We start from the raw sequence: 17,186 nt of genomic DNA, 5'->3' as shown, positions 1-17,186 counted from the left end.
CGGAAACGCCGGCATCTGCGCGGTTGCCATGTGGGGTGCGACCTCCTCTCAGGAGGCTAGAACGCCGGGCGTCAGGACTGCCCGACCTTGACAACCACGACGCCGTCGGTCTAGCGGCCTGCATACGGGGATGCGCCGGTGCGCGCAAGGGCCTTGCCGCAGGTGGGTGCGGGCTGAAGACTCGTCGCTCATGGCACGGATCGGCACGTCGGGGTGGAGTTACGACCACTGGGCCGGAGTGCTGTACCCGCACGGCATGCCGCCTCGCGACCGCCTCGCCCGGTACGTCGAGGTCTTCGACACCGTGGAGCTGAATGCGAGCTTCTACCGCTGGCCGCCCGCTTCGACCTTCGTATCGTGGCGCCGAAGACTCCCGGAGGGCTTCGAGCTGACCGTCAAGGCGCCCCGCGGGCTCACCCACGCTCGCCGCCTGTACGCACCCGAGCAGTGGATCGAGCGGATGACGACGGGCCTGCACGAGCTGGCCGGGCGACGGGGGCCGCTCCTCGTGCAGCTGCCTCCGACGATGCAGCGCGACGACGAGCGGCTGGACTGGTTCCTCGCGCGAGTGCCCGCCTGGATGCGGCCGGTCGTCGAGTTCCGGCATCCGTCATGGGTCGACGACGCCGTGTTCTCCCTGCTCGAACGGCACCGCACCGGGTATTGCGTGATGAGCGGCGCCGAGCTGCCCTGCATCCTGCGAGCAACGTCCGACCTCGTGTACATCCGGCTGCACGGGCCGGACCAGGGCGCCCTGTACGCCGGTTCGTACTCGGCGGAGGATCTCGGCTGGTGGGCGGATCGCATCCGCGAATGGGAGGCGCAAGGGCGGCAGGTTTACGCGTACTTCAACAACGACGGCGGGGGCAATGCCGTGCGGGATGCCATCGGCCTGCGAGCGGCGCTGGGGCAGTGAGCCCCCGGCTACTCGGATTCCACCGACGTCGCGTGGTGCGGCGTGCCGACCGGCTTGGATTCGCTGGAGCCGCGCTGTCGCAGATAGATCGCGAACGCGACCATCGCGCCGACCGCGAGGAACTCGGACTGCCAGTTCTGCAGCGTCCGGTTCCAGAACTCGGGCGACACGACGTACTCCAGCCACGTCTGGGCCGGCATCCCGTGCTGGGCGTTCTCCTCGTTGGCGACCATGACGCCGCCGAGGGACTGCGCGAACCAGGAGAGCAGGAAGATCGTTCCCATCACCAGCAGCAGCGAGTTTGAGTACACCGCCTGACGCCATCCGCCCGCCTGCGCCCAGCTGGGCGAGTCGGGGCGCGCGGCGGCTCCGACCAGCTGCTCCTCATCGGAGCCGGTGCCCGCGTCGCCGGGCTGCTTCGACTCGGGTGACCCGCGCTGTACGAGCCAGACCGTCGCGAAGATGAAGAGGAAGAACTGCAGGAACTCCGACTGCCAGTTCTCGGCGACGTCCACGAGGAACGCTGAGGACGTCACGAACTCGCCGTAGGAGATCGCCGACTGTCCGTGGCGCACGAGCTCCTCGTTGTTGTTCGCATGTCCGACCAGCGACTGACCGATGAGCGCCGCGAGGAACAGCCCGAGGAAGAAGAGGCTGAGCCCGTTGTCGCGGAGGAAGCGCCGCACGTCAGCGCCCCAGCAGCGGGAGGATGATCATGACCGCCAGCCCGCCCGCGATCAGCACAGTCCACGTCCAGAACACGACGCGCATCCCGGCTGTGTCCTGCTCGGTCTGTTTCATGCGCTCACGATAGACCCGGGCGACGCGCACTTGAGCGGGACCCGCGGGCCGCCGCCGGCCATGTCTTTTCGCCGACGATGTGTCAACCCCTTCCGCGAAGCCGGTTCCAGCCTGCTGAATGGAACGGTCCCAAGAATCCCGAAAACGAAGTGAGGAAACACCCCATGGTGCAGATCATCGAGACCATCGACGTCGACGTTCCCGTCCGAGTCGCCTACAACCAGTGGACCCAGTTCGCGAGCTTCCCGAAGTTCCTCGACGAGGTGGAGTCGATCACGCAACTCGATGAGACCCACACCCACTGGAAGGTCAAGGTCGGCCCGGTGGAGCGCGAGTTCGACGCCGAGATCACCGAGCAGCACCCCGACGAGCGCGTCGCGTGGAACAGCACCGGCGGAGAGACCGAGCACGCGGGCGTCGTCACGTTCCACAAGCTCAGCGACACGTCGTCGCGGGTGACGGTGCAGCTGGACTGGGAGCCCGAGGGTCTGCTCGAGAAGGTCGGATCCCTGGTCGGTGCCGGCTCGCACGCTGTGAAGAAGGACCTGAAGAACTTCAAGGAGTTCATCGAGGGCCGCGGCGCCGAGACCGGCGCTTGGCGCGGCGACGTCGAGGCGTAGCCCCGACCCTTCGGTGTGCCGCCGGCCGGGATCACTCCTGGTCGGCGCGCACCGCACCCGGCTCCATCAACCCAGGATCCGGGTTCGTTCATCGATTCGGCCTGGCGGCGGACATCGCGCCCGTGCGCGCCGAGTCAAGCCCTTTGCCACCCGGACACCCCCACCGCATACTCGGCCCTATGAGCCCGGATGACGCACCGATCCCTCCGCCGGAACGCCTCGCTGAGGCGCTCTCGAGCCACCGCTTCGACGAAGTGATCCCATACCTCGCAGACGGTGTCGAGTGGGACCTGGTCGGGGAGGTCACCCTGGAGGGTCGCGCGGCGGTCGTCGACGCACTGCGCGAGACCCAGGCCGGGCTCGCCGACGTCCGCACCGAGTTCACGCGGTTCGTCGTCGTGGCGGGGGGCGACGCCGTCGTCGTCGATTCCGTGGCCGACTATCTCGCGCCGGACGGAGATCGCTCCCTCGTCTCATCGTGCGACCTGTACGAGTTCGAGGGCGGCAGAATCGCCAGGATCCGCTCGTACAACGTCGAACTCGGCTGACCGGCCGGACGTCTTTCCACTCTCAGGATATCGGCCCGACCGGGGCTTGCCGCAAGGCCCCGTCCCGGGCGCATACTGGTCGGCCGTGAGCCGCGTCCCGGCTCACGCGTCCAGATCGGAGCTGAAGACGTGGAATCCCTGACCACCAGCGTGTTCGACCTTCCCGACCGACTCGCCCGCAAATCCGACTCCGCGCTGATCGCCGCAGACGAGCGCCACTTCGCGGCTCTCGCGAGCAGCCTCGACGACGCCGTCGCCGAGCTGTCCGACCGCCTGGATGCCGCACTCAGACAGCCCGCCGGCGCCGGACAGCAGGCGCTGGATCGAGACCTGGACATCCACCGCCTCACTTCGCGTCTGGGCACGCTGCGACGCTTCGGCCTCGACCTGTGCCTCGGACACATGGTCGTCGCGGACGGCGGCGAGACCGTGTACATCGGCCGCCTCGGGCTGACCGACAGAGCAGGCCACCGGCTGCTGATCGACTGGCGCTCGCCGGCCGCCGAGCCGTTCTTCGCCGCGACGCACGCGAAGCCGATGGGTCTGGTCAGCCGGCGCCGGTATCGCTGGACCGGCGGGCGCATCCGCGACTACTGGGACGAGGTGTTCACGCTCGACGCCCTCCAAGGACGCGCAGCTCTCGACGATCAATCCGCCTTCATCGCCAGTCTCGGCACGAGTCGATCGAGCCGGATGCGCGACGTGCTCGCGACCATCCAGGCCGACCAGGACGCCGTCATCCGCGCCGGGTCACGCGGGGCTCTCGTCGTGGACGGGGGACCCGGCACCGGCAAGACCGCGGTCGCCCTGCACCGCGCCGCCTACCTGCTGTACTCCGACCCGAGGCTCGCCCGCGGAGGCGGGGGCGTGCTGTTCGTCGGGCCGACGCCCGCTTATCTCGCCTATGTCGACGACGTGCTTCCCAGCCTCGGCGAGGAGAGCGTGCAGATCTGCACCCTGCGGGACCTCGTCCTGGAAGGTGGGCGGGCGGGGGCCGAGACCGACCCGGAGGTGGCCCGGCTGAAATCGTCCGGCGAGCTGGTGCGCGCGATCGAGACGGCCGTCCGATTCCATGAGGTCCCGCCGTCGAAGGACACGCTCATCGCGACGCCGTGGGCGGACGCCTGGCTCGGTGCGGACGACTGGGCGGAGGCGTTCGATGCCGCGGAACCCGGCGTCCCGCACAACGACGCCCGCGATCAGGTCTGGGAGGCGCTGCTGGACATCGTGATCGACCGGTTCGACGACGACGTGCCGCCACACCTCCTTCGCCGGTCGCTGGCCCAGAACGACGACCTGACCAGTCGCTTCAGAAAGGCCTGGCCGGTGCTCGACCCGGCTGGCGTCGTGAGAGATCTGTGGACTGTCCCCGCGTACTTGAGCGGGTGCGCGCCGTGGCTCACCGGCTCCGAGGTCGGAACGCTTCAGCGCGATTCCGCGGCACCATGGACGCTGTCCGACCTTCCCTTCCTGGATGCCGCTCGGCAGCGGATCGGCGATCCGGCTGCGTCGCGGCGACGCAGACAGCGCGACGCCGCGCTCGCCGCCGAGCACCAGCTCCGGGAGAGGGTCGTGGACGACCTGATCGCGGCAGACGACTCGGAGATGCTCGTGATGTCGATGCTCCGCGGGCAGGACGCATGGAACAGTCTCGCGGATGAGACGCTGTCCGACACCGACGCCGACCTGCTCGCCGGCCCGTTCGCACACGTCGTCGTGGACGAGGCGCAGGAGTTGACCGACGCGGAGTGGCACATGCTGCTGCAGCGATGCCCGTCCCGCAGCTTCACCGTGGTGGGAGACCGCGCTCAGGCGCGACACGGGTTCGCCGAGACCTGGCGGGAGCGGCTCGAACGCATCGGGCTCACCCCGATCGAGGTGGCCACCCTGACCGTCAACTACCGGACTCCGATCGAGATCATGACCGAGGCCGAGCCCGTCATCCGGGCCGAGATCCCGGACGCGAACGTTCCAGTATCCGTTCGCCGCTCGGGCATCCCCGTTCACCATGGAACGACATCGCAACGGGACGCGATCCTCGACGACTGGCTCGACACACATGCGGAAGGAATTGCCTGCGTGATCGGCGATCCGACATTTCCGGGTGCGCCTCGCGTGCGATCACTCACCGCCGAGACGTCGAAAGGACTCGAATTCGACCTGGTGGTGCTGATCGAGCCCGAGGCGTTCGGCTCGGGCATCGAGGGAGCGGTCGATCGCTACGTCGCCATGACCCGGGCCACCGAACGACTCGTCGTCCTCACCGAACAGCAGTCTCCGTCAGCGAGTCGCCGATCGCTGCCATGAGACTGAACGCTCTCGGGTCGGCGCCTCCCGGCCACGGGCCCCGCGCGACGGTATACGCGAAGGCCAATCCGGTGTCGGGCTCCATACCGGCGAAGCATCCCTGCGCGCCGTCGTGACCGAACGCACGCGGGCCGCCGAACGGCATCCCCGGCGTGGGCTTCTGGAACACGATGGAATGGGAGCGGTGCGCCTGCCCGAGCACCTCGTCGTATCCCCGCACCTGCTGCTGGCCGACGACGCTCACGGTGTCAGCGCTGAGGAACGGCGGACCGCCGTCGACACCGGTGACGGCTGCGGCGAACAGCCTCGCCAGCCCCCGGGCCGATCCGATCCCCGACCCGGCCGGGTGGCCGAAGCGCCAGCTGCGCTCGTCGTTGGCGAGGTCGACGTCCGGGCCGGCACCGCCCATGACTTCGAACAGGAGCGGTGGCATGTAGGACGCGGCCGGCAGCGTGACGGGTGGGGTCATCGGAAGGACCGGAACCCGCCGCTGCTCCATGCCGGCCGGCAGGCCGAGGTAGAAGTCGATGTCGTACGGCCGGCGGATCTCCTGCTCGTAGAATTCGTGGAGCGTCCGGCCGCTCACGCGGTGGACGAGCTCGTCGGCGAGGTTTCCGATCGTGATGGCGTGGTAACCGAACGCCGACCCGGGCTGCCAGAACGGCCGGGTGTCCGCGAGGCGGTCTGCGGCGGCGTGATGGTGGAGGATCTCCTCCCAGGCCAGAACGGGCTGCGCCTGTGGCAGACCGGCCTGGTGCGAGAGCAGCATCCGGACGGTGACGTCCTTCTTTCCCTTTGCGGCGAACTCCGGCCAGTAGGACGACACACGCTCGTCGAGGTCGAGCCGGCCTCGTTCGACGAGCAGCGCGATGCTGAGTCCGATCGTGTTCTTCGTCACGGAATACGGCACGATGATCGAGTCGCCCGACATATGCCGACCGCCCCATATATCCAGTACGCACGCCCCGTTGCGGTATGCCGCCGCCTGGAACGAGTACTCGGGGTCGCCGTTCACCGCAGCCGCCAGAGGTGCGAGGGTCTCGAGCAGGCGGGGGTCCGCGGTCCCGTGGATCGGACCGGTGAGTGTGGTCAGCATGACTGACAACGTACTCCGCCCGGTCTGCACAGGTGCCACCGATGCGCAAGCCCTGCGCCCGGCGCCCGCTGACGACCATGATGGGGTGATGATGACGCTCAACTACACGGGCAGGTCCGTCCTGATGCCCAACGACGTGTGCGAGGCACTTCTCCGCTACGCGCAGGCACTGGCCGACAGCCAGAGTTCGGACGTCGTGTCGGTGCCGGTCATCGCCGAGGGCGGCGCGCTCGTCGCCGCCGAGTTCCTCGTGGGACCCGCCAGCCAGCTGTACGCGGTGCCCGCCGCCGACGGGGCGGACGACCAGGGAAACGGCGAGGCGGTCGCCGAGCTCGATCGCCGGGGGCGCCTGCTGCGCCCGTCCGCAGTGATCACGCCGGCCGAGCGCACCGATCCGGCCCTGAATTTCGATCTCGACGGCTGATCGCCGGAATGGAGACCATGAACGACCCCTCGCCCTCGCAGAAGCAGTCCTCCTCGCAGCGTCGCGCCGCCCTCATCTACAACCCCGTCAAGCTCGAGGTCGATGACCTGCGACCGCAGGTCGAGGCGGCCGAGAATGAGGCCGGCTGGGGCCCCACGCTGTGGTTGGAGACGACCGAGGAAGACCCCGGCACAGGGCAGGCGAAAGAGGCCCTCGAGTCCGGGGCGACCGTCGTGATCGCCGCCGGTGGGGACGGCACCGTCCGGGCGATCGCCGAAGTGATGCGCGGCAGCGGCATCCCGATGGCACTCCTCCCGTCCGGCACGGGAAACCTCCTGGCGAGGAACCTCGACCTGACCCTGGACGATCCCGAGAACTCGCTCGCCACGGCTTTCGCCGGCCAGGACCGGGCCATCGACATGGCGCTGATCGACATCCGCAACGACCAGGGGACGACTCGGTACGCGTACCTCGTGATGGCCGGCCTGGGGCTGGACGCGAAGATGCTCGCGAACACCGACGACGATCTGAAGGCGAAGGCAGGCTGGTTGGCCTACGTCCAGGCGATCGCCAAGGCGCTCGGCGACAAGAACCGACTGCGCCTGCGCTACAGCCTGGACGGAAGCCGCGCCCGATCGCTGCGAGCCCACACGGTCATGGTCGGAAACTGCGGATCGCTGCCCGCGAACATCCTGCTCCTGCCTGAGGCATCCGTCGACGACGGCATCTTCGACATCGTGGTGCTGCGCCCCGAGGGATTCTTCGGATGGGTGCAGATCGCCACGAAGATCGTGTGGGAGAACGGAGTCCTCCGGCGGACGAGCGCCGGTCGCAAGCTCATGGGTGCGACGAAGGAAGTGCGCGCTCTCAACTACCTGAAGGGCAAGGAATTCGTCGCGCGGCTGAGCCGCGCCGAGCAGATCCAACTCGACGGCGACAGCTTCGGTGAAGCTCTCGCCTTCAAGACCTGGGTCGATCCGTCGAGCCTGCTGATCCGCGTACCCGCGGCCTGAAGGTCAGGCGGGGGGCGCGTCGGGATCGAGGGTCTTCAAGGTGTCCGCCTCGACCTCGTTGTCCGCCTCCAACTGGTCCTCGGTCGTCTCGTCACCGCCGGTGGGTGCGCCATCGTGGGTGTCATCCGGGGATTTCTGATTCTCCATGATCCCGACGTTACGCGCGTCTCTGCTCCACCACGAGGGCGCAGTTCACCGGTCGACCTCCGCCAGAACCGGGGCGACCTCGTCCGCCGCAGCCTGCACGCGTTCGAGGAAGGCGACGATGACGTCGGCGTCCGCGTCAGTGGTGCCCGCCGTGGCGGCCATCATCCGCTCGTTCATGTCATCGAGGGTGGGCCGGACCTCGTCGTCGGCCTGAGACGTATTGGTGACCAGGACGCTGCGACGATCGCTGGGGTGGCGGGTGCGCTCCAGATGGCCGGACTGCTCCAGCCGATCCATCAGCGCGGTCGTGGACGCCGTGGAGATCCCGAGGTACCGGGCGATGTCCGTAGGGGTGACCGTCCGCCCCTCGCCGCGTGCGCGGACGAGGAAGCGCAGGACCAGCACGTCGTTCTCGCTCATCGACATCGCCTGACGCGTCCTTCTGCGCATGGCGGCGTCTGCCGCCTGGTACAGCCGCAGCGCTTCGAGGATCCGGCGCCCTCGGGCGGCGGCATCCGAGTCTGTCCTGATCCGGTCGCTCATCGTGGTCGAATCCTCACTGTCTCACTTGTTTGATTACTAGTCTACCTAGTAATATGGCGGTCGAACAGTTGGACCTGGAGCGCGCGGGAGCACGAGATGGGCAAAATCTTCTATGGCAACACCGACCAGCCGATCGATGTACCGGACGGGCTTCTCGCGCACCTGAAAGTCGTGGCGACGACGAAACTCCGACGCAGCGAGAGCTTCACCCTCAGCTGGCGCCACCGCGACGGCGAACCGGGCGGACGCACGACGATCTGGCTTCACTCCTCCATTCCGCTGAGATTCGTCTTCGCCGGATCCGAGCCCGACGAGATCGATCCGACACTGCTTCGAGAACTCGCGAACGCGGCGAACTCCTCCGGTGGCCTGACCCTGGATTTCAGTGACGAGGTCTCTGTCAGCGAGGCACTGCTCAGCCGGGTCCACGTGGCTCACGCCGCGTGAGTCCCGCTCCGCCGGACTGCGGTCAGGCGCCGGGACCGGGACCGGGACGCACGACCGCGTCCGGCGCGATGTCTATCCGCGTGACGCCGTCCCGCTTGCTGACATCGATCCTCGGCGCAGCATCCGCCTCGGTTGACCCCGCTGCGCGCAGCAGCTGATCGCGCCGCTTCATCTCATCCGTCATCTCGGTCCCGGCGGCCCGCTCGGCGCCGGTCTGCTCACTCCCGTGGTCTTCGCCATCGCTCATGGGGCTCCTCTCGACTCTCAGGCCAGGCCCTTGAGGATCATGTTCCAGTACACCCAGGGCAGGATGTGGCGGTCGAAGACCCACGTGAGGCGACGCTCGCGGGCCAGGCCCTTCCAGAACGGGATGGTGGGCTTCAGCGCGTAATGGTCGTCGAACTCGGCGAACACCACCGTGGACCGCGACACGGTGAACGGGCACACCGAGTAGCCGTCGTACTTCGTGCTGGGGATGCGCCCGTGCAGGACGTCCCCGAGATTCTTCGCGACCACGACAGTCTGCTTGCGCAGCGCGCCGCCGGACTTCGAGTTGCGGGTCGCCGCCGCGTCGCCCAGCGCCCACACGTTGGAATAGCGAGGATGCCGGAGCATCTCCGGATCGACCTCGACGAACCCGCCCTCATCCCCGACAGCCGCGAGGCCGCTGGTCTTGAGCCAACCGGGTGCGGATTGCGGCGGTTCCACGAGCAGCGCGTCGTAGGGAATCGACTCGGGTTCCGCGTCGGCCCGGCCGATGCGCACCACCCGGTTCTCGGCGTCCACATCGAGGATCTCGCTGCGGGTGCGCAGTTCGATGCCGTATTCGGCGATCTTCCGGTTCAGTTCGCGATCGATCTCGGGGATCCCGAAGACGGTGTCGTCGGGGACCACCATGATCACCCGGATATCGGGAAGCACGCCGACTGCGCGCCAGTAGTCGCAGGCGAGGTACATCGGCTTCTGGCCGGCGCCGGCGCAGGACGCCGGCCCGGGCGGCTGACTGAACACGACCGTGCCGCGTCGAAGGTTGCGCAGCAGCGAGGACGCCTTGACAGCCAGGTCGAGCTCGTAGTTGGAAGCGCCGTGCGGCGACGCCATGGCGGCCTCGAGTCCGGGGATCCCGTCCCAGTTCTTCTGGATGCCGGGACAGACGATCAGGTGGTCGTAGGTGACCGCGCTCCCGGACGTGAGGCGGACGCTGCTGGACTCAGGATCGATCGTCGAGACGGCGTCCTTGATCCACGTGACTCCCTTCGGCGTGACCGCACCCTGATCGCGCACCGCCTCGCTGCCGCGAGCCCGGCCGCCGGCGATGTGCGAGAACAGCGGCTTGTACAGGTGCTTCTCACGCGGTTCGATGACGGCGATGTCGGCGACGCCCATCCGTCGGAGTCGCCCCGCAACCGAGAGCCCGGCGTTCCCGCCGCCGATGACGAGCACCCGGTGATGGAACGAACGCTCCGCCGCGGTCGGATCAGCGCTTGTCACCGTCACCGCGCTCCATCCGATCGCCCGAACCGCGCGTGCCCACTCCCGGCTCATCATTGCCCGAGGACACGTTCTGGATGGGCGCGCTGTCGCCCTCCTCGATCTCGACCGCTTCGACGGACCCCGAATCGGCTCCGGCGCCGCCCGCCGGCACCGAGCCCTTCACCGCCGCGTCGTCCGAGTCATCGCGCACATCACCCATCGCCCTGCTCCACCCTGTGCGCCGGCGCGCACCTCACTGTCCACTCTGCGGCCGGGAACTGCTTCGCGCACCTCCTTGACCGGATGCATCCGACGTGCTCCAGCACCGACTACCGGAGGTATGCGTCGATCAGCAGGGGTCCGCGGATGTCGCGCAGGGTGTCCAACAGGCGATCGACGGCGGTGCGGCCGAGTCCGGACAGCTGGAGATCATGCGGCCCGAGCTTCTCCAGCTTCCCGGTGCGGATGCGCACCACCTCCCAGTGGGCGGACCGCAGCAGTCGGTCCTTCCGCCGATCGGCGTCTTCACGCTTGCCCACGTGCTCCAGCCCGAACCGGCCCGTGCTGTCGTATTCGACGGCGATGCGCAGCTCGGGGAGCAGGATGTCGGGCCACACCTCGACGTGGTCGAAGAACGCTCTGCCGACGCGCACCGCGTTGAACCCCGGTGTCACACCGAGTCGCTCGAACAGGTCGGCGCGCAGGCGCGCCTCGACCGCGGATGCCGGTCGGGGAGCGCATTCACTGACGAACGGCTCGCCGACCGGCACCGCCGGCGTCTTGGCGCACAGCGCACGTTCGGGGCGGCGAGGCGACTTGCGCGTCGAACTCGCTGGGCGGATATGAGGGGGCTTGGCGAGAGTGGCGCACTCGGGGCACCACGCCGACCTGCGACGTTCTCGACCGGGACGGGCACGCTGCTCGGTCGGCGTCGCCGCGAACAGATGCCCCGCTTCGCACTGCCAGAGCAGCAGCACATCCGCCGCCGGCGGGATCTGCGTCAAGGTGATGCCGCCGTTGAGCTCGGGGTGGTACTGCCGGATCAGCATCGGGAACGGCGCCCAGGCGTCTCGGTACGTGCCGACGGGGTACGGCACGTCTGCGCCACGCGAGAACTGACGGCGCGCCCACCACGCCTCGACCCTCTCCGCCATGGAAGGGACCGTACCCGCCCCCACCCCCACCGGCCCGGCCGGGCAACGGAAGAGACCCTCGGAACTGGGGGTTTCCGAGGGTCTCTCTTCCGCTGAGTGCTCGCGGCTGCGAGGACCCGAACCTGGCAGCTCGCCCGTCAGCGGGTGACACATCTTCCAGATTCAGCGTAGGCATGGCGGCGGCATGCTGTCTGTCCTCACTTCGGTGGACAGCGCCGGTGGTCGCGTCGGATGCCGCGTCGATGGATCGGCACCGGGCGCCTGTGCCAGGGCCCACGCCATGCCGCCGGACCCCTCGTCGTCAGGCATGCGGCGGCGGGCGTTGTGACCGCAATCCCGGCGGTTTAGCATGCCCGACGGCCGACCACTTCGACGGGCCGTCGCAGACGCTGCAGATCGCCGAGGTCGACGGCACCGTGCTGCACCGCTACGAGTACCGCGTGGACGGGACGCGGTGGCGCAACGTCGAGGCATCGCGGGTCGTCGGAGGCCGAGTCGCGGCGGTCGAGGTCTACTTCGGCGGCGCGGTCGACGCGCCGAGCTGAGCCGGCCGCGCGGCGGGGTCGGGCTCCCAGCGGAGCAGGTCGCCCGGCTGGCAGGCGAGAGCTTCGCACAGCGCTTCGAGGGTCGTGAACCGGACCGCCTTGGCTCGACCGTTCTTCAGCACGGCGAGGTTGGCGGGCGAGATGCCCACCCGCTCGGCGAGGGTTCCGACGGCCATCTTCCTTCTCGCCAGCATGACGTCGATGTCGACGACGATCGTCATCAGATCACCTCGTTGAGCTCGGAGCGCAGGTGCGCGGCCTCGGCCTCGCGGGCGACCGCCTGCTTGAGCAGAAGCTTGAGGATGAAGACGATGAGCGCGACACCGGCGATGATGAGGGATGCTCCGCAGATGAGCCCGACGATGCCGGGAGCCGCGTCGCCCGGTGCGAGCATCACCGCCAGCACGAAGGTGAGGATGGAGCCTGCCGCGATCGCCCCGATGATGATGTCGACATACCGGAACGCGGCGTCGGAGAACACCGACCCCCGGCGAACCATCGTCAGCAGCTGCCAGACGCACACGGCGCTGACCTGAAGCGTAAGCACTCCGAGCACGAGCACCACCGCCAGGGCGCCGCGCAACAGGTCGGGCGTGCCCTCGAGGTCTCGCCAGATCACGGGGACCATCCAGACCTGCACGAACAGCGTGCCTGCGAGCGTGAGAATGATCACGACACGCAGGGCGAGGATGACAAGTCTGCTCATCGCATCTCCTTTATCGGAATACGTGAGAAAGATATCGTTTATCGATAGAATTCGCAACGTCGTCGGAGCCTGCGTAATGCCAGTGGCGGTCGGGCGTCTTGATACTGCGAGGTATTGCGGTCACTGGGGTCGCGAGCATCAGTTGCGCCCGTGACCCCGGGGACCGTCACTTCGTGGCGTTGCCGCAACAGCGCCGGGCCGGCGTCGCACGGCTGTATCCCCAGAAAGCGGCGCCGGCCCGTCGGCGCGACAGAGGCGTCCCGCACCCCGTCAGAACGACTGCGGGGCGGAGGCGCACAATGCGCCTCCGCCCCGCGAATCCGGACCCGTCAGCTGGTGACGTTGTCCTTGGCTGTCTGCGCCTGGTCCTTGACCTCGGCGGCTGCGTACTGCGCGTCGGTCTTGACGGAGTCGACGGCGCCGGCGGCGGCATCCTTGACCGCGGCGGCAGCGTTCTGGGCGGGCTCCTTGAGGTGCTCGCCGACCTCCTTGGCGGCATCCGTGACCGTGTCGACGAGCGGCTGCGCCTGCTCCTTGACGCCGGCGGCGATCTCCTTCTCCTTGCCGGAGGCGGGGATCAGCGATGCCAGCAGCAGGCCGGCACCGAAGGCGATCAGGCCGACGGCCAGAGGGTTGCCCTCAGCCTTGGCGACCACACGGTCCTTCGCATCGGCCACCGATGAGCCGGCGCCGGACACCGCGGAACCGGCGTCATCCGCGGCGCCCATGATCCGGTCCTTGACCGACCCGAAGGCGTTCTTCACCTTGTCGGCTTGGCGGTCCATGATCTTGGCGGGTGAGACCTTGTCGGCGAGCGCGTCGACGTCGCTGCCCAGTTCTCGCCGTGTCTGCTCGATGTCGGCGCGGATCGCGTCGGGTGAATCGCTCATCGGTTCTCCTCATTTCTCTTCAATGTTTCGGGGATTTCCTTGAGGGTCTCCACGGTCTGCGGAGCTCCCTCGATCTCTTTGAGCTGGTTGCGGCCGATCACATAGAGGATCAGCCCGATGACCGCCCACAGCACGGCGACGATGACGCCGGACCAGCCATTGCCGATCAGGGTTCCGAGCGCCCACCACAGGGCGATCGACAGGAACAGAACCGTCATCCCGGCTGCATATGCCGCGCCGCCGAGGGTTCCGGCCCCCTTGGCCGCCTTGCCGGCCGACTCCTTCAGCTCCGCCTTGGCCAGAGCGATCTCCTGGCGGATAAGAGTCGACAGGTCTCTGGTCACCTCACCGAGGAGATCCCCCAGCGAGGTGTTGGCCGCTTTGACTTCAGACGGAGTCGGATCGGACATCGCCGAAATCCTCCCGCGGTACGTCGGAGCCGACTGCAGCCGACGACTGCGCGTAGACCGGCGTCTCCTCGACGGTCGGCGGAGTCGCGTACAACTCTGCGGACGTCGTGGGCAGACCCGCACTCGCGTACGATCCCTGCAGGCCGTCGGGTGCGGCCGCATCGGCCTTCTCGTCGGACACGTTGGAGGCGAGCGCGCGGGTCAGGCGACCTGCGACGACCCCGAGGATCGCGGCGCCGATGATGAATGTGCCCGGGCTGCGACGCGCGAACGACTTGACCTCGTTGAGGAGCGACGCCGGGTCGCGGTCGCCCAGCCAGCTCGCGGCACTCGACAGCCGGCTGGAGGCCTGGCTGATGAGGTCTGCCGCAACCCCGGGATTCTCGGCGTTGGCGGTCATCGAGTCCAGTTCCTGGCTCACCGAGCGGAGACCGGTTGCTACTCGCTGCTGCTGCGCCTGCGCCTGATCCTTGAGCTCGCGCTGGGTCTGCGCGTAAAGATCCTTCGCCTGAGTCTTGACTTCTCGAGCGACGACCTTGGCCTCGCCCTTCGCTGTCTCGGCGACGTGGCCCGCTTCGGTCACCGCCGTGTCCTTGAGATTGCCCGCCTCGTTCTTCGCCGTCTCCAGCGAGCTGCTCTCGTCGTTGGTGGCGGTGTTGCTCGGCACTGCCGCACCATATCCGTCTGACATGCTGACCCCTCTCGTGACCGGCGAGTTCGCCGGGCTGACCACATGTCTACGCCCCCGCTGCTCTTATCATCGGGCCCTTGCCAAAGCGCGCCCGGCGTGCATAATTGCGCGAGCGCGTCGCACGGGGGCGTTGAAAGCCAGGTGCCACATCACCGGACTCAAGTCAAGCCCTGCGGCCCCTTCGCGGACTCGGCTTACATTGATGGCCGATATGTCGACGAGACACTGAGCGCAAGCACCCGGGCGCTCGAGTCCGGCCACCCCCGAGGCAAGCGGAGTACAACCCATGACACATATCGGGTTCCTGTCGACCTACCCGCCCACACGATGCGGACTGGCGAGCTTCACGGAGTCGCTGAGTGCGGCGATCGCGGACGTGTCCGATCTCGAGCCGGTGATCGTCCGCGCGATCACCGCGGACGAGCCGCCGGCCCCTCCCGCGATGCTGTCGCACCGGGTCGCGGCGCATCTCTTGGCCGGCGACCCGGGGTCCGCGACGGACGCCGCAGCGCGGTTGAACGCCTGCGCGGTCGCCGTCATCCAGCACGAGTACGGCATCTTCGGAGGGGCGGACGGCGCAGAGATCCTGAGTCTGATGGATCAGCTCACGGTTCCGTCGATCGTCGTCCTGCACACCGTCTTGGCCTCGCCGACGCGGCATCAGCGCGCCGTACTCGAAGCAGTGTGCAGCTCCGCCACGATGGTCGTCGTCATGACCCAGCACGCGCGAACGGTGCTCCTGAACGCCGTGACCCTTCCCGCCCACAAGGTTCAGGTGATCCCACACGGTGCCCGAGCACACAGCGAGTCCACGCGCCCGGCGCAGGGCGCGTCGTCCGCCCGGCTGCTCACTTGGGGCCTGATCTCGCCCGGCAAGGGACTGGAGTGGTCGATCCGCGCGGTCTCCGAACTGCGCGGCCGAGGCACGGACGTGCACTACATCGTCGCAGGACAGACGCACCCCAAGCTCGTGGCGGCGCACGGCGAGGCCTATCGCGAGTCCCTGCTCGAACTGGTGGCGGACCTGGACCTGCGGGATCACGTGACGTTCCTCGGCCGCTACCTCGACCCCGGCTACCTGGACGAGCTGCTGGAAGGCGCGAGCGTCGTCCTGCTGCCGTACGAGTCGACCGACCAGGCCACGTCCGGTGTGCTGGCCGAAGCCGTGGCGGCTCGCGTTCCGGTGATCGCCACCGCCTTTCCGCACGCCGTCGAGCTGCTCTCCGGCGGCGCCGGCATCGTGGTGCCGCATCGGAACCCGCGCGCGATCGCCGAGGCCGTCGCATCGCTGCTCTCCCACCCCGCGCCGAGCGCCCTTCCGCGAGAGGACGGCGCCGAGCACGCCGATCAGCCCTCCTGGAGCGCGGTCGCCCGCAGGTACATGATGCTCGTCGACGGACTCGTGGACTCCCAGGCCGCCTGAGTGACGCGCGCCACGTCGGCACCGTCCTACGCGCACCTCGCCGCGTTGACGGATCAGACGAGCATCTTCGAGCACGCCGAGTACGACGTGCCGAGGCATGCCCACGGCTACTGCGTCGATGACGCCGCGCGGGCCCTGGTGCTGGTCACCCGAGAGCCCGATACGACTCCGCTGATGGAACGGCTGGGGGAGGTCTACCTCTCCTTCCTCGAGCGGGCACTGTCCGAGGACGGACGGATGCACAACCGGATGTCGGAGCAACGGGTCTTCGTCGACGTGCCCGGCGTCGGCGACTGGTGGGGCAGGGCCGTGTGGGCCTTCGGCGTCGTCCAGGCGCAGAGCCGCTCGGCGGACCACCGTGCGCGGGCAGCCCGCGCCTTCGCCCGCGCAGCCGGGCAGCGCTCCGCCGATCTTCGGGCGATGGCGTTCGCGGCGATCGGCGCCGCCGCCGTCCTGCAGGGCGAGCCGGAGAACGCGCAGGCGCGAAGCATGCTGGAGGACGCGGCATCCATGATCGGCGCTGCACGATGCGACAGCTGGACCTGGCCCGAGGCGAGTCTTCGCTACGCGAACGGGATCCTGCCCGAGGCGCTGCTCGCCGCGGGCGCCGGGCTCGGGCGGCAGGACCACATCGCGCGGGGGCTGGAGCTGCTGAGGTTCCTCCTGTCCGTCGAATCAGCGGGGGGCCATCTGTCCGTCACCGGAACCGACGGGAGAGCGCCCGGGGACGACGGCCCTCTCTTCGACCAGCAGCCGATCGAGCCGGCCGCGATCGGCGAAGCGTGTGCGCGCGCGTTCGAGGTCACGGCGGATCCTGCGTGGCTGGCGGGCGTCGAATCCGCGTGGGGGTGGTTCGCCGGTCGCAACGACGCGGGCATCGCGATGTTCGATGCCTCGGCGGGTGGGGGCTTCGATGGGCTCCACCGCGAGTCCCGCAACGAGAACCGCGGCGCCGAGTCGACCATCGCCGCACTGATGACACGGCAGCTGGCGCGGAGGTTCGGTGTCCTCGACTGAGACCGCCGGCGGTTG

Annotated in this window: 23 protein-coding genes; 10 read left to right on the top strand and 13 right to left on the bottom strand. The window is 68.6% G+C overall.

Translation table 11 applies throughout. The features are described from left to right. Positions 1–190: 190 nt before the first annotated feature. Positions 191–916, top strand: coding sequence for a DUF72 domain-containing protein (locus tag VFX99_RS08625; RefSeq protein ID WP_329665885.1), 726 nt, complete (start codon positions 191–193; stop codon positions 914–916). A gap of 8 nt (positions 917–924) precedes the next feature. Here the strand turns inward: VFX99_RS08625 and VFX99_RS08620 are convergent, their stop codons facing one another. After that, entirely contained in the window at positions 925–1,602 is a 678-nt protein-coding gene (locus VFX99_RS08620) for a DUF6766 family protein (RefSeq protein ID WP_329665884.1), read from the bottom strand. A 279-nt stretch (positions 1,603–1,881) separates the two neighbouring features. Here VFX99_RS08620 and VFX99_RS08615 point away from each other — a divergent pair, with 279 nt between their 5' ends. The 3 genes from VFX99_RS08615 to helR all read left to right on the top strand — a co-directional run bounded on the left by VFX99_RS08615 (position 1,882) and on the right by helR (position 5,192). Next, positions 1,882–2,337: an SRPBCC family protein gene (locus VFX99_RS08615; RefSeq protein ID WP_329665883.1), complete on the top strand. Its 456-nt coding sequence runs from the start codon at positions 1,882–1,884 to the stop codon at positions 2,335–2,337. 179 nt (positions 2,338–2,516) lie between these two features. After that, on the top strand, positions 2,517–2,885 hold the full coding sequence (locus VFX99_RS08610) for a nuclear transport factor 2 family protein (protein ID WP_329665882.1): 369 nt from the start codon (positions 2,517–2,519) through the stop codon (positions 2,883–2,885). A gap of 129 nt (positions 2,886–3,014) precedes the next feature. Beyond that, a complete protein-coding gene (helR, locus tag VFX99_RS08605; RefSeq protein ID WP_329665881.1) occupies positions 3,015–5,192 on the top strand; it encodes an RNA polymerase recycling motor ATPase HelR in 2,178 nt (725 codons plus the stop codon). Here helR and VFX99_RS08600 read toward each other — a convergent pair. Next, on the bottom strand, positions 5,146–6,288 hold the full coding sequence (locus tag VFX99_RS08600; RefSeq protein ID WP_329665880.1) for a serine hydrolase domain-containing protein: 1,143 nt from the start codon (positions 6,286–6,288) through the stop codon (positions 5,146–5,148). The genes helR and VFX99_RS08600 overlap by 47 nt on opposite strands. On the opposite strand from VFX99_RS08600, the gene VFX99_RS08595 reads away from it, so the two are divergent. Further along, entirely contained in the window at positions 6,287–6,712 is a 426-nt protein-coding gene (locus tag VFX99_RS08595) for a hypothetical protein (RefSeq protein ID WP_329665879.1), read from the top strand. The two genes, VFX99_RS08600 and VFX99_RS08595, sit on opposite strands and share 2 nt — an antisense overlap. 8 nt (positions 6,713–6,720) lie before the next feature. Next, positions 6,721–7,725 (top strand): diacylglycerol/lipid kinase family protein, encoded by a 1,005-nt coding sequence (locus VFX99_RS08590; protein ID WP_329665878.1) that lies wholly within the window; start codon positions 6,721–6,723, stop codon positions 7,723–7,725. A gap of 3 nt (positions 7,726–7,728) precedes the next feature. Here VFX99_RS08590 and VFX99_RS08585 read toward each other — a convergent pair whose 3' ends face one another. Further along, entirely contained in the window at positions 7,729–7,872 is a 144-nt protein-coding gene (locus VFX99_RS08585; protein ID WP_329665877.1) for a hypothetical protein, read from the bottom strand. A gap of 45 nt (positions 7,873–7,917) precedes the next feature. Then, a complete protein-coding gene (locus VFX99_RS08580; RefSeq protein ID WP_329665876.1) occupies positions 7,918–8,415 on the bottom strand; it encodes a MarR family winged helix-turn-helix transcriptional regulator in 498 nt (165 codons plus the stop codon). Between the two features lie 96 nt (positions 8,416–8,511). Between VFX99_RS08580 and VFX99_RS08575 the strand changes: the two genes are divergently transcribed. After that, entirely contained in the window at positions 8,512–8,862 is a 351-nt protein-coding gene (locus tag VFX99_RS08575; RefSeq protein ID WP_329665875.1) for a hypothetical protein, read from the top strand. A gap of 22 nt (positions 8,863–8,884) precedes the next feature. Here VFX99_RS08575 and VFX99_RS08570 read toward each other — a convergent pair whose 3' ends face one another. The 4 genes from VFX99_RS08570 to VFX99_RS08555 all read right to left on the bottom strand — a co-directional run bounded on the left by VFX99_RS08570 (position 8,885) and on the right by VFX99_RS08555 (position 11,489). After that, positions 8,885–9,109 (bottom strand): multidrug transporter, encoded by a 225-nt coding sequence (locus VFX99_RS08570; protein ID WP_329665874.1) that lies wholly within the window; start codon positions 9,107–9,109, stop codon positions 8,885–8,887. A 17-nt stretch (positions 9,110–9,126) separates the two neighbouring features. After that, positions 9,127–10,359: an FAD/NAD(P)-binding oxidoreductase gene (locus VFX99_RS08565; protein ID WP_329665873.1), complete on the bottom strand. Its 1,233-nt coding sequence runs from the start codon at positions 10,357–10,359 to the stop codon at positions 9,127–9,129. Continuing rightward, complete coding sequence (locus VFX99_RS08560; protein WP_329665872.1) at positions 10,340–10,555, bottom strand: hypothetical protein; 216 nt, start codon at positions 10,553–10,555, stop codon at positions 10,340–10,342. The genes VFX99_RS08565 and VFX99_RS08560 overlap by 20 nt, the downstream gene beginning before the upstream one ends. Positions 10,556–10,664: 109 nt before the next feature. After that, the gene (locus VFX99_RS08555; protein WP_329665871.1) at positions 10,665–11,489 is read right to left on the bottom strand and encodes a zinc-ribbon domain-containing protein; all 825 of its coding nucleotides are present in this window, start codon (positions 11,487–11,489) and stop codon (positions 10,665–10,667) included. A gap of 263 nt (positions 11,490–11,752) precedes the next feature. Here VFX99_RS08555 and VFX99_RS08550 point away from each other — a divergent pair, with 263 nt between their 5' ends. Next, complete coding sequence (locus tag VFX99_RS08550) at positions 11,753–12,034, top strand: hypothetical protein (protein ID WP_329665870.1); 282 nt, start codon at positions 11,753–11,755, stop codon at positions 12,032–12,034. Here VFX99_RS08550 and VFX99_RS08545 read toward each other — a convergent pair. The 5 genes from VFX99_RS08545 to VFX99_RS08525 all read right to left on the bottom strand — a co-directional run bounded on the left by VFX99_RS08545 (position 12,001) and on the right by VFX99_RS08525 (position 14,707). Beyond that, positions 12,001–12,255, bottom strand: coding sequence for a helix-turn-helix transcriptional regulator (locus VFX99_RS08545; RefSeq protein ID WP_329665869.1), 255 nt, complete (start codon positions 12,253–12,255; stop codon positions 12,001–12,003). The genes VFX99_RS08550 and VFX99_RS08545 overlap by 34 nt on opposite strands. Beyond that, positions 12,255–12,740 carry a DUF2975 domain-containing protein gene (locus VFX99_RS08540; protein ID WP_329665868.1) on the bottom strand — a complete coding sequence of 162 codons (486 nt, stop codon included), beginning with the start codon at positions 12,738–12,740 and terminating at the stop codon, positions 12,255–12,257. Before VFX99_RS08540 ends, VFX99_RS08545 begins: the two co-directional genes overlap by 1 nt. 329 nt (positions 12,741–13,069) lie before the next feature. After that, entirely contained in the window at positions 13,070–13,630 is a 561-nt protein-coding gene (locus tag VFX99_RS08535) for a DUF3618 domain-containing protein (protein ID WP_329665867.1), read from the bottom strand. Continuing rightward, positions 13,627–14,040 (bottom strand): phage holin family protein, encoded by a 414-nt coding sequence (locus tag VFX99_RS08530; RefSeq protein ID WP_329665866.1) that lies wholly within the window; start codon positions 14,038–14,040, stop codon positions 13,627–13,629. The genes VFX99_RS08535 and VFX99_RS08530 overlap by 4 nt, the downstream gene beginning before the upstream one ends. Further along, the gene (locus VFX99_RS08525) at positions 14,018–14,707 is read right to left on the bottom strand and encodes a hypothetical protein (protein WP_329665865.1); all 690 of its coding nucleotides are present in this window, start codon (positions 14,705–14,707) and stop codon (positions 14,018–14,020) included. The genes VFX99_RS08530 and VFX99_RS08525 overlap by 23 nt, the downstream gene beginning before the upstream one ends. A gap of 310 nt (positions 14,708–15,017) precedes the next feature. Here VFX99_RS08525 and VFX99_RS08520 point away from each other — a divergent pair, with 310 nt between their 5' ends. Together VFX99_RS08520 and VFX99_RS08515 are read left to right on the top strand one after the other, a co-directional pair. Beyond that, a complete protein-coding gene (locus tag VFX99_RS08520; RefSeq protein ID WP_329665864.1) occupies positions 15,018–16,154 on the top strand; it encodes a glycosyltransferase in 1,137 nt (378 codons plus the stop codon). Further along, positions 16,155–17,171 (top strand): glycosyltransferase, encoded by a 1,017-nt coding sequence (locus VFX99_RS08515; RefSeq protein WP_329665863.1) that lies wholly within the window; start codon positions 16,155–16,157, stop codon positions 17,169–17,171. Positions 17,172–17,186 lie beyond the last annotated feature (15 nt).

The sequence above is a fragment of the Microbacterium sp. genome, assembly GCF_036277215.1.
GTDB lineage: Bacteria > Actinomycetota > Actinomycetes > Actinomycetales > Microbacteriaceae > Microbacterium.
This window is presented reverse-complemented; position numbering and strand designations above follow the sequence as displayed.